Source organism: Cupriavidus sp. SK-4, from assembly GCF_000611125.1.
Classification (GTDB): Bacteria; Pseudomonadota; Gammaproteobacteria; order Burkholderiales; family Burkholderiaceae; genus Cupriavidus; species Cupriavidus necator.
In genome coordinates, this window is sequence record NZ_JFJW01000004.1 from 6,734 (window position 1) to 17,011 (window position 10,278).

Genomic DNA, 10,278 nt, shown 5'->3' on the forward strand with positions numbered 1-10,278 from the left:
GGGAGGGGACTCGAACTACATTACGCAATCTGCTCGATCTGCTCCTGCAACTCCAGCCACTTCTCTTCCAGCGTCTCCAGCTCGCCATTGACCTCGCCCTGGCGCTTGAGCATCTCCATCAGCCTGGTCTTGTTGGCTTCGGCATAGCTGCTTTCATCGGCCATGAACTGGTCGATCTCCTCCTTGGCGGTTTGCAATACCGCCATGCGCTTTTCCACCTTTTCCAGTTCCTTCGTCAACGGCTTGCGCAGTGCTGACAGCCGCTGGCGCTCGTCGGCCTCCGCGCGGCGCTGGTCCTTGCGGTTGACCGCCGCCGCGGCATCGCCGGCGTTCTCTGCCAGGTGCGCGGCGGTGGCGGCATTGCGCTTGGCCGCGGCCTGTTGCAGCAGCCAGTCGCGGTAGTCGTCCAGGTCGCCGTCGAACGGCTTGATGGTGCCGTCGGCCACCAGCATGAACTGGTCGGCGGTGGCGCGCAGCAGGTGGCGGTCGTGCGAGACCAGGATCAGCGTGCCTTCGAACTGCGCCAGCGCCATGGTCAGCGCCTCGCGGGTGTCGAGGTCCAGGTGGTTGGTCGGCTCGTCCAGCAGCAGCAGGTTGGGCTTCTGCCAGACGATCAGCGCCAGGGCCAGACGGGCCTTCTCGCCGCCCGAGAAGGGCTCGATCGGCGCGGTGGCCATGTCGCCGCGGAAGTTGAAGCTGCCGAGGAAGTCGCGCAGCTCCTGCTCGCGGGTGTCGGGCGCCAGGCGTGCCAGGTGCTGCAGCGGCGAGTCGTGGTCACGCAGCGTCTCCAGCTGGTGCTGGGCGAAGTAGCCGATCTGCAGGCCCTTGCCCAGGCGCAGCTTGCCCGTGAGCGGGTCCTGCGTGCCGGCCAGGGTCTTGACCAGCGTGGACTTGCCCTGGCCGTTGGCGCCCAAGAGGCCGATGCGCTGGCCGTTCTGGATCGACAGCGCCAGCTTGTGCAGGATGGTGACGGGTGGCTCCGCCTCGGCATAACCGCAGTCGACGCCGTCGAGCACCATCATCGGATTGGGCGCGGCGTCGGGTTCGCGGAACTCGAAAGCGAAGCCGGCGGCCACGTGCACCGGCGCCAGCCGCTCCATCTTTTCCAGCGCCTTGACGCGGCTCTGTGCCTGGCGCGCCTTGGTCGCCTTGGCCTTGAAGCGCGTGATGAACGATTCCAGGTGCGCGATTTCCTTCTGCTGGCGCACGTAGGCGGATTGCTGCTGCGCCATCTGCTGCAGGCGCAGGGTCTCGAACAGGGTGTAGTTGCCGCCATAGCGGCGCAGTTGCTGGTTCTCGATATGCACGGTGACGTTGCAGATCGCGTCGAGGAATTCGCGGTCGTGCGAAATCATCACCAGCGTGCCGGGGTAGCGCGCCAGCCAGTCCTCCAGCCAGACGATGGCGTCCAGGTCCAGGTGGTTGGTCGGTTCGTCGAGCAGCAGCAGGTCGGACGGGCACATCAGCGCCTGCGCAAGGTTCAGGCGCATGCGCCAGCCGCCCGAGAACGAGGCCACCGGCTGCGACACCTGCGCCAGCGTGAAGCCCAGGCCCAGCAGCAGCGCCTCGGCGCGAGCCGGGGCGGTGTAGCCGTCGGCGTCGGCAAAGGCGGCGTGGGCTTCGCCCTCGGCGCTGCCGTCGCCGCTGGCCTGTGCGGCGGCGATGGCGGCTTCGATCTCGCGCAGGCGGGTGTCGCCATCGATCACGTAATCCACGGCGGTGCGGCTGACCGCAGGCGTTTCCTGCGCCACGTGCGCGACGCGCCACTGCGCCGGCACGATGACATCGCCCCCGTCCGGATGCAGTTCACCGCGCAGCAGCGCGAACAGCGTCGACTTGCCGCTGCCGTTGGCGCCGACAAGGCCCACGCGCTCGCCCGGGTTGAGCGTCACGCTGGTGTGGTCGAACAGCACCTTGGTGCCGCGCTGGAGGACTAGCTGGTCGATTCGGATCACGAGAGGGGAAATGCCTGAGTGAAAAACAGAAAAAGCGCGGAGAAAGCGGGCAACCGCCAGGTCTGGTGCGCTGGCCGGCATTGTAGCGTTTCCGGTGCAACGCACGCCGTGGCGGTGCAAAACAGCTCGGCAACGTGCACCGCCAATGTGCCTTCGTGCCTCGGCGATTCAGGGATTACCCTTGGTCTCGCAAAACTCTATTTTCTTGTTCGTGCGTTGCGTGTAAATTCATTTTCACGAAAACGGCGCCCATCCGGCGACGTCCAGACCAACCGTTTCCACCATGCCAAAAGGCCATTCCATCTCAGACCGCATTGCGCGCAGCTTGCCGACGCTGACGCCGGCGCACCGCCGCATGGCGGAATACGTGCTGGCCAATCTGTTCCGCGCGGCGACCATGCGCATCGACGAATTTGCCGCGGCGGTGGAGGTGTCGGTGGCCACGGCCAACCGCTTTGCGCGGGCGCTGGGGTTCGACGGCTATCCGCAGTTCCGGGCCGAGCTGGTGCGCGGCTTCGAAGCCACGCTGGCTCCGGTGGAGCGGCTGCGCAGCGAGCTGGAGCGGCCCGCGACCGCGGCCGAAGTCTTCGCCGCCTCGCTGGAAGATGCCGCGGCCAACGCGGAAGCCACGCGGCGCGGCATCGACCCGGAGGCCTGCGAGCGCGCGGTCTCGGCGATCCTGGCGGCGCAGCGTGTCTACGTCGCCGGCTTCGGCGCCAGCGGTTTCCTGGCGGGCCTGCTGCAGCACGGGCTGGAAATGCACTGCCGCATGGTGACCTCGGTGGCGGGCGCCGGCGGCGCCTCGCATGCGGCGCGGCAGCTGTTCAAGCAGCAGTCGAGCGACCTGCTGATCGTGATTGCCTTCCCGCGCTACGTCACGGACACCATCGAACTGGCTGAGCGCGCCAAGTCGCGCGGCGGCCAGGTGCTGGCGCTGACCGACGGGCCGACCTCGCCGCTGGCGCCGCTGGCCGATATCGCGCTCTACGCGCAGGCCGGCAACCGGCTCTCGGCCAACTCCGATGCCACCGTGCTGGCGCTGATCGAGGCGCTGTGCGGCGCGGTGGCGCACCGGGCCGAGCGCCCGGTCAAGGCCGCCGCCGAAATGACCGAATTCCTGCTGCCGTGGCTGTACGGCACGCCGGCCGCGGAGTCCGCCGGCCGTGCCGGCACCCCGCAATCCACCGAACCCACGGCTGGCGCCAAGCGCGGCCGATCCTCCAACACCCGCAAGTCCTGAACATCCACATGCAACCAGCAGTCATTGCCATCCACGGCGGCGCCGGCACCATCACCCGCGCGGCGATGGACGCCGCCCGCGAACGCGAATACATCGAAGCGCTGCAACACGTGCTGCAGGCCGGCCAGCGCATCCTGGCCGAGGGCGGCAGCGCGCTCGATGCGGTCACCGAGGCGGTGCGCCTGCTGGAAGAGTGCCCGCTGTTCAACGCCGGCAAGGGCGCGGTGCTGACCCACGCCGGCACCTATGAGCTCGATGCCGCGGTGATGGACGGCGCCACGCTGGAAGCCGGCGCCGTGGCCTGCGTCACGCGCCTGCGCAACCCGGTGCTGGCCGCGCGCGCCGTGCTGGACCACAGCGAACACGTGCTCTTTGCCGGCGCCGGCGCCGAGGCCTTTGCCGAAGCGCAGGGCCTGGAACTGGTGGCGCCGGACTACTACTTCACGCAGGCTCGCCACGATCAGTGGCAGCGCGCCCGCGGCACCGCAGGCATGGCGCTGCTAGACCACGACGCCGCCGCGCTGGCCGCGCAGGGCAAGGCCAGCGCGGCCGATCCGATCGATCCCGACAGCAAGTTCGGCACCGTCGGCGCGGTCGCATGCGACAGCCGCGGCAACCTGGCTGCTGCCACCTCCACCGGCGGCGTCACCAACAAGCGCGTGGGCCGCGTTGGCGATACGCCGGTGATCGGCGCGGGCTGCTATGCCGATGACGTCGCGGCCGTGTCGGCGACCGGCACCGGCGAAATGTTCATCCGCACCGTGGCCGCGTACGACGTGTCCGCGCAGATGCGCTACGCCGGCCTCTCGCTCGAGGATTCGGCGCGGCGCGTGGTGATGGAAAAACTGCGCGCCATCAACGGCCGCGGCGGCCTGATCGCGGTCGACCGCGCCGGCAACGTCACGCTGCCGTTCAACACCGAAGGCATGTATCGCGGTTTCGCCCGGGTGGGCGAGGCAGTGAACGTGTCGATTTACGGCTGACCTGCACCGCACCAGCAAGTCCGGGCATCAAGCAGCAATACAAGGAGTTCCAGTGGCCACTACCCCTGCGCAATCGCACGCTTCCGCATCCGGCATCGTCCTGCCGCCCGAGCGCGTCGTCTCGGTGAACGGGCTGACCGTGCGCTTTGCCACGTCCGAGCGTACCGTCGAGGCCGTGCGCAACCTGTCCTTCCATGTCGACCGCGGCGAGACGCTGGCGGTGGTGGGCGAGTCGGGCTCGGGCAAGTCGGTCACGTCGCTGGCGCTGATGCGCCTGGTCGAACATGGCGGCGGCAAGATCGTCTCCGGCAGCATGGCGCTGCGGCGGCGCGGCGGCGAGGTGATCGACCTGGCGCGCGCGGACAACGCCACGCTGCGCAGCGTGCGCGGCGCCGACGTGGCGATGATCTTCCAGGAGCCGATGACCTCGCTTAACCCGGTGTTCCCGGTGGGCGAGCAGATCGCCGAATCGATCCGCCTGCACCAGGGCAAGAGCCGCGCGGCGGCGCGTGCCGAGGCGCTGCGCATGCTGGAGCTGGTGCGCATCCCCGAGGCGCGCCGCGTGCTGGAGCGCTATCCGCACCAGCTCTCCGGCGGCATGCGCCAGCGCGTGATGATCGCCATGGCGCTGTCGTGCAAGCCCGCGCTGCTGATCGCCGACGAGCCGACCACGGCGCTGGACGTGACCATCCAGGCCGAGATCCTGCAGCTGATCCGCGGCCTGCAGGCCGAGATGCATATGGGCGTGGTCTTCATCACGCACGACATGGGCGTGGTGGCCGAAGTCGCCGACCGCGTGCTGGTGATGTACCGCGGCGAGAAGGTGGAAGAGGGCACCTCGGACGATGTGTTCCGTGCCCCCGCCCATCCGTACACGCGCGCGCTGCTGTCGGCGGTGCCGCGCCTTGGCGCCATGAGCGGCACCGACCTGCCGGCCAAGTTCCCGTTGCTGCAACTGGACAGCGCCAACCCTGAGCCGGTCGCGCCGCAGGACACTGTTACCCCGGGCGTCGCTCCCATCCTGCGCGTGCAGGACCTGGTGACGCGCTTCGACGTGCCCGGCGGCCTGTTCGGCCGCGTCACGCGGCGCGTGCATGCGGTCGAGCAAGTCAGCTTCGACCTCTATCCCGGCGAGACGCTGGCGCTGGTGGGCGAGTCCGGCTGCGGCAAGTCCACCACGGGCCGCTCGCTGCTGCGCCTGGTGGAAAGCCAGAGCGGCACCATCGAGTTCGCCGGGCAGAACATCAGCAAGATGGAAGGGCCGGCGCTGCAGACCCTGCGCCGCAATATCCAGTTCATCTTCCAGGACCCGTTCGCCTCGCTCGATCCGCGCGTGCCGGTGGGTTACTCGATCATGGAGCCGCTGCTGGTGCACAAGGTCGCCAGCGGCAAGGAGGCCGAGCAGCGCGTGGCCTGGCTGCTCGACAAGGTGGGGCTGGACCCCTCGCACGCGGCGCGCTATCCGCACGAGTTCTCCGGCGGCCAGCGCCAGCGCATCTGCATTGCGCGCGCACTGGCGCTGAACCCCAAGGTGGTGGTGGCCGATGAATCGGTGTCCGCGCTGGACGTGTCGATCCAGGCGCAGATCGTCAACCTGATGCTGGACCTGCAGCGCGAGCTTGGCATTGCCTTCCTGTTCATCTCGCACGACATGGCGGTGGTGGAGCGCGTGAGCCATCGCGTGGCGGTGATGTACCTGGGCCAGATCGTCGAGATCGGCCCGCGCCGCGCGATCTTCGAGAACCCGCAGCACCCGTACACGAAGAAGCTGATGTCGGCGGTGCCGATCGCCGACCCGGCGCGGCGCCACCTGCGGCGCGAGCCGCTCAACGACGAAATCCCCAGCCCGATCCGCGTGGTCGGCGACGAACCGGTGGTGCAGCCGCTGGTCCAGGTCGCCGGCAGCGGGTCGCTCGGTCACTATGTCGCCCGGCATGCCGTCGGCGGCGCCTATTGAAGTCCTGGAAGTCACCAAGTTACCAAGGAGAATCGACGATGTCTGCACGTATGGTTTCGCCCCGATGGGTGGCCGGCGCCTTTGCCGCCGGCACGCTGGGCATGCTGGTTTCGGCCCCGGCCTTCGCCGCCAAGGATGCCGTGATGGCGGTGAGTTCGACTTTCACCTCGCTGGATCCGTACGATTCGAATGACACGCTGTCGCAGGCGGTTGGGAAGAGCTTCTACCAGGGCCTGTTTGGCCTGGACAAGGACATGAAGCTGGTCAACGTGCTGGCCGACAGCTACGAGGTCAGCAAGGACGGACTGACGTATACGATCAAGCTGAAGAAGGGCATCAAGTTCCACGACGGCACCACCTTCGATGCCGGCGCCGTCAAGGCCAACCTGGACCGCGTCACCAACCCGGCCAACAAGCTCAAGCGCTACACGCTGTTCAACCGTGTCGCCAAGACTGACGTGGTCGATGCCAATACCGTCAAGGTCACGCTGAAAGAGCCGTTCTCGCCGTTCATCAACGTGCTGGCGCATCCGTCGGCGGTGATGATCTCGCCGGCCGCGCTGCAGAAGTATGGCAAGGAGATCGCGTTTCACCCGGTCGGCACCGGCCCGTTCGAGTTCGTTGAATGGAAGCAGCCCGACCACCTGAAGGGCAAGAAGTTCGCTGGCTTCTGGAAGACCGGCTACCCGAAGATCGACACCATCACCTGGAAGCCGGTGGTCGACAACAACACCCGCGCCGCGATCATGCAGACCGGCGAGGCCGACTTCGCCTTCAGCATCCCGTTCGAGCAGGCCGCGGTGCTGAAGAACAGCGCCAAGGTGGATCTGATCGCCTCGCCGTCGATCATCCAGCGCTACCTGTCCATGAACACCATGGTCAAGCCGTTCAACGACCCCAAGGTGCGCCAGGCGATCAACTACGCCATCAACAAGGACGCGCTGGCCAAGGTCGCCTTTGCGGGCTACGCGGTGCCGGCCGAAGGCGTGGTGCCGCCGGGCGTGGACTATGCCGAGAAGCTGGGCCCGTGGCCGTATGACCCGGCCAAGGCGCGCGCGCTGCTGAAGGAAGCCGGCTATCCGAACGGCTTCGAGACCACGCTGTGGTCGGCCTACAACCACACCACCGCGCAGAAGGTGATCCAGTTCGTGCAGCAGCAGCTGCAGCAGGTCGGCATCAAGGCCTCGGTGCAGGCGCTTGAGGCCGGCCAGCGCGTGGAGAAGGTCGAGAGCGTGCCGAAGCCGGAAGACGCCGGCGTGCGCATCTACTACGTGGGCTGGTCGTCGTCGACCGGTGAATCGGACTGGGCGCTGCGTCCGCTGCTGGCTTCGGAGTCGATGCCGCCCAAGCTGCTGAATACCGCGTACTACAAGAACGACCAGGTCGACGCCGATATCGCCGGCGCGCTGCGCACCACCGATCGTGGCGAAAAGGCGCGCCTGTACAAGGACGCCCAGGAACGCATCTGGAAGGATGCGCCGTGGGCCTTCCTGGTGACCGAGAAGGTGCTGTTTGCGCGCAGCAAGCGGCTGACCGGCGCCTATGTGATGCCGGACGGGTCGTTCAATTTTGAAGAGATCGATATCAAGCAGTAATGGGTGAGGCGAGGGCCGGGACTTCGTGGAAGCTCCTGCCCTCTCCCCCGGCCCCTCTCCCGCAAGCGGGAGAGGGGAGCAAACAACGGGTGCTGGCTGTAATCCCATCCAAAGAGCAGTAAGCAGTAAAGCAGTAAGCCGAGGTGGCCGCCTGCCCGCGTCGCGGGGTCGCCGGCGGGGGGGCGGGGGGGGGGGCGGCCTGCGGCCTCTGCTGCTGCATTTCCTTCTGGTGTGTCATGCTGAATTACTTCCTCAAACGTGTGCTGGGCGTGATCCCCACGCTGCTGATCGTGGCAGTGCTGGTGTTCCTGTTCGTCCACCTGCTGCCGGGCGATCCCGCGCGGCTGGCGGCGGGCCCGGAGGCCGACTCGGCCACGGTCGAACTGGTGCGCAAGGACCTTGGGCTGGACCGGCCCATGCACGAGCAGTTCGTCAACTTCTTCTCCAATGCGGTCCGCGGCGAGTTCGGCCATTCGCTGCGCACCAAGCGCCCGGTAAGCGAGGAGATCGGCGACCGCTTCATGCCCACGCTGCTGCTGACAGTGGCGTCGATGGCCTGGGCGGTGGTGTTCGGCATGGTGATCGGCATCGGCTCGGCCGTGTGGCGCAACCGCTGGCCGGACCGGCTCGGCATGACGCTGGCGGTGTCGGGCATCTCGTTCCCGGCCTTTGCGCTGGGCATGCTGCTGATGGAGGTGTTCTCGGTGCAGCTGGGCTGGCTGCCGTCGATCGGTGCCGACAGCTGGAAGCACTACGTGTTGCCGTCCATCACGCTGGGCGCGGCGGTGGCCGCGGTGATGGCGCGCTTTACGCGGGCCTCGTTCGTCGAGGTCTTGCAGGAAGACTTTATCCGCACCGCCCGCGCCAAGGGCGTGCGCGAGACGCTGGTGGTGACCAAGCACGGCCTGCGCAACGCCATGATCCCGGTGGTGACCATGATGGGCCTGCAGTTCGGCTTCCTGCTGGGCGGCTCGATCGTGGTCGAGAAGGTGTTCAACTGGCCGGGCCTGGGGCGCCTGCTGGTCGATGCCGTCGAGATGCGCGACTACCCGGTGATCCAGGCCGAGGTGCTGCTGTTCTCGCTCGAATTCATCCTGATCAACCTGGTGGTGGACATGCTCTACACCGTGATCAACCCAACCATCCGCTACAAGTGAGGCCGGCATGACTGAGCTTTCCACGCCCGCCGCAGCGCAAGCGGCACCCGCCACCGCCCCCGTGCCCGAGGCCGTGCGCACGCCCTGGACCGAGTTCTGGCGCAAATTCCGCAAGCAGCACCTGGCGCTGGGCGCCGGCGCCTTCGTGCTGGTGCTGGTGGTGATTGCCATCGTGGCGCCGCATATCGTGCCGTACGACCCGGAGAACTACTTCGACTACGACGCGCTCAACGCCGGCCCGTCGGCCGCGCACTGGATGGGAGTCGATTCGCTCGGACGCGACATCTTCAGCCGCATCCTGGCCGGCGCGCGCATCTCGCTGGCGGCGGGCTTCCTGTCGGTGATCATCGGCGCGCTGATCGGCACCGTGCTGGGCCTGCTGGCGGGCTACTACGAGGGCTGGTGGGACCGCATCGTGATGCGCATTTCCGACGTGCTCTTCGCCTTCCCGGGCATCCTGCTGGCGATCGGCATCGTTGCGATCCTCGGCAATGGCATGACCAACGTGATCTTCGCCGTGGCCATCTTCAGCATCCCCGCGTTCGCGCGGCTGGTGCGCGGCAATACGCTGATGCTCAAGCGGCTGACCTACATCGAGGCTGCGCGCAGCATCGGCGCGTCGGACTGGACCATCCTGATGCGGCATATCCTGCCGGGCACGGTGTCGTCGATCGTGGTGTATTTCTCGATGCGTATCGGCACCTCGATCATCACCGCGGCCAGCCTGTCGTTCCTGGGGCTGGGTGCGCAGCCGCCCACGCCGGAGTGGGGCGCGATGCTCAACGAAGCCCGCGCCGACATGGTGACCGCGCCGCACGTGGCGATCTTCCCGAGCCTGGCGATCTTCCTGACCGTGCTGGCCTTCAACCTGCTTGGCGACGGCCTGCGCGACGCGCTCGACCCCAAGATCGACCGCCGTTGAAACTGAGCCGCTGAATATGACCGCATCGACAACGGGCGTGCCGCATGTCGGCAGCCTGCCGGCAGGTTCGCTGGACAGCATTGCCGACGTGGCCGGCGTGACCGTCGGCCATTGCACGCTGGCGGACGGCGCCGTGCAGACCGGCGTCACCGTGATCCGTCCGCACGGCGGCGATCCCTACCGCGACAAGGTGCCCGCCGCGGCCACCGTGCTCAACGGCTTTGGCAAGAGCATCGGGCTGGTGCAGGTGGACGAACTGGGCGTGCTGGAAACGCCGCTGGCGCTGACCAATACCTTTTCGGTCGGTGCGGTGGCGCAGGCGCAGATCCGTGCGGCGGTGGCGGCCAATCCGGAGATCGGCCGCGCGCTGCCTACAGTCAATCCGCTGGTGTTCGAGTGCAATGACGGCTACCTGAACGATATCCAGCGCATGGCGGTGGCGGGCAGCCACTATGAGGCGGCCCCGGGC

General features: G+C 67.6%; 8 protein-coding genes. 7 read left to right on the forward strand and 1 reads right to left on the reverse strand.

From position 1 onward, the window contains the following. Positions 1-20 precede the first annotated feature (20 nt). The gene (locus tag CF68_RS01035) at positions 21-1,955 is read right to left on the reverse strand and encodes an ATP-binding cassette domain-containing protein (protein ID WP_035815445.1); all 1,935 of its coding nucleotides are present in this window, start codon (positions 1,953-1,955) and stop codon (positions 21-23) included. 283 nt (positions 1,956-2,238) lie between these two features. Between CF68_RS01035 and CF68_RS01040 the strand changes: the two genes are divergently transcribed. The 7 genes from CF68_RS01040 to CF68_RS37885 all read left to right on the forward strand — a co-directional run. After that, positions 2,239-3,195, forward strand: a complete 957-nt coding sequence (locus CF68_RS01040) for a MurR/RpiR family transcriptional regulator (protein WP_035815447.1) — start codon at positions 2,239-2,241, stop codon at positions 3,193-3,195. 8 nt (positions 3,196-3,203) lie between these two features. Next, complete coding sequence (locus CF68_RS01045; protein ID WP_035815449.1) at positions 3,204-4,178, forward strand: isoaspartyl peptidase/L-asparaginase family protein; 975 nt, start codon at positions 3,204-3,206, stop codon at positions 4,176-4,178. A gap of 52 nt (positions 4,179-4,230) precedes the next feature. Then, positions 4,231-6,135: a dipeptide ABC transporter ATP-binding protein gene (locus CF68_RS01050; RefSeq protein WP_051591346.1), complete on the forward strand. Its 1,905-nt coding sequence runs from the start codon at positions 4,231-4,233 to the stop codon at positions 6,133-6,135. 38 nt (positions 6,136-6,173) lie between these two features. Continuing rightward, complete coding sequence (gene gsiB / locus CF68_RS01055; protein ID WP_035815450.1) at positions 6,174-7,730, forward strand: glutathione ABC transporter substrate-binding protein GsiB; 1,557 nt, start codon at positions 6,174-6,176, stop codon at positions 7,728-7,730. Between the two features lie 236 nt (positions 7,731-7,966). Next, positions 7,967-8,887: a glutathione ABC transporter permease GsiC gene (gene gsiC, locus CF68_RS01060; protein WP_035815451.1), complete on the forward strand. Its 921-nt coding sequence runs from the start codon at positions 7,967-7,969 to the stop codon at positions 8,885-8,887. 7 nt (positions 8,888-8,894) lie between these two features. After that, positions 8,895-9,809, forward strand: a complete 915-nt coding sequence (gene gsiD, locus CF68_RS01065) for a glutathione ABC transporter permease GsiD (protein WP_010814210.1) — start codon at positions 8,895-8,897, stop codon at positions 9,807-9,809. Between the two features lie 16 nt (positions 9,810-9,825). Continuing rightward, positions 9,826-10,278, forward strand: a 453-nt coding sequence (locus CF68_RS37885) for a P1 family peptidase (RefSeq protein WP_235205628.1), incomplete at its 3' end; no start/stop codon positions are given.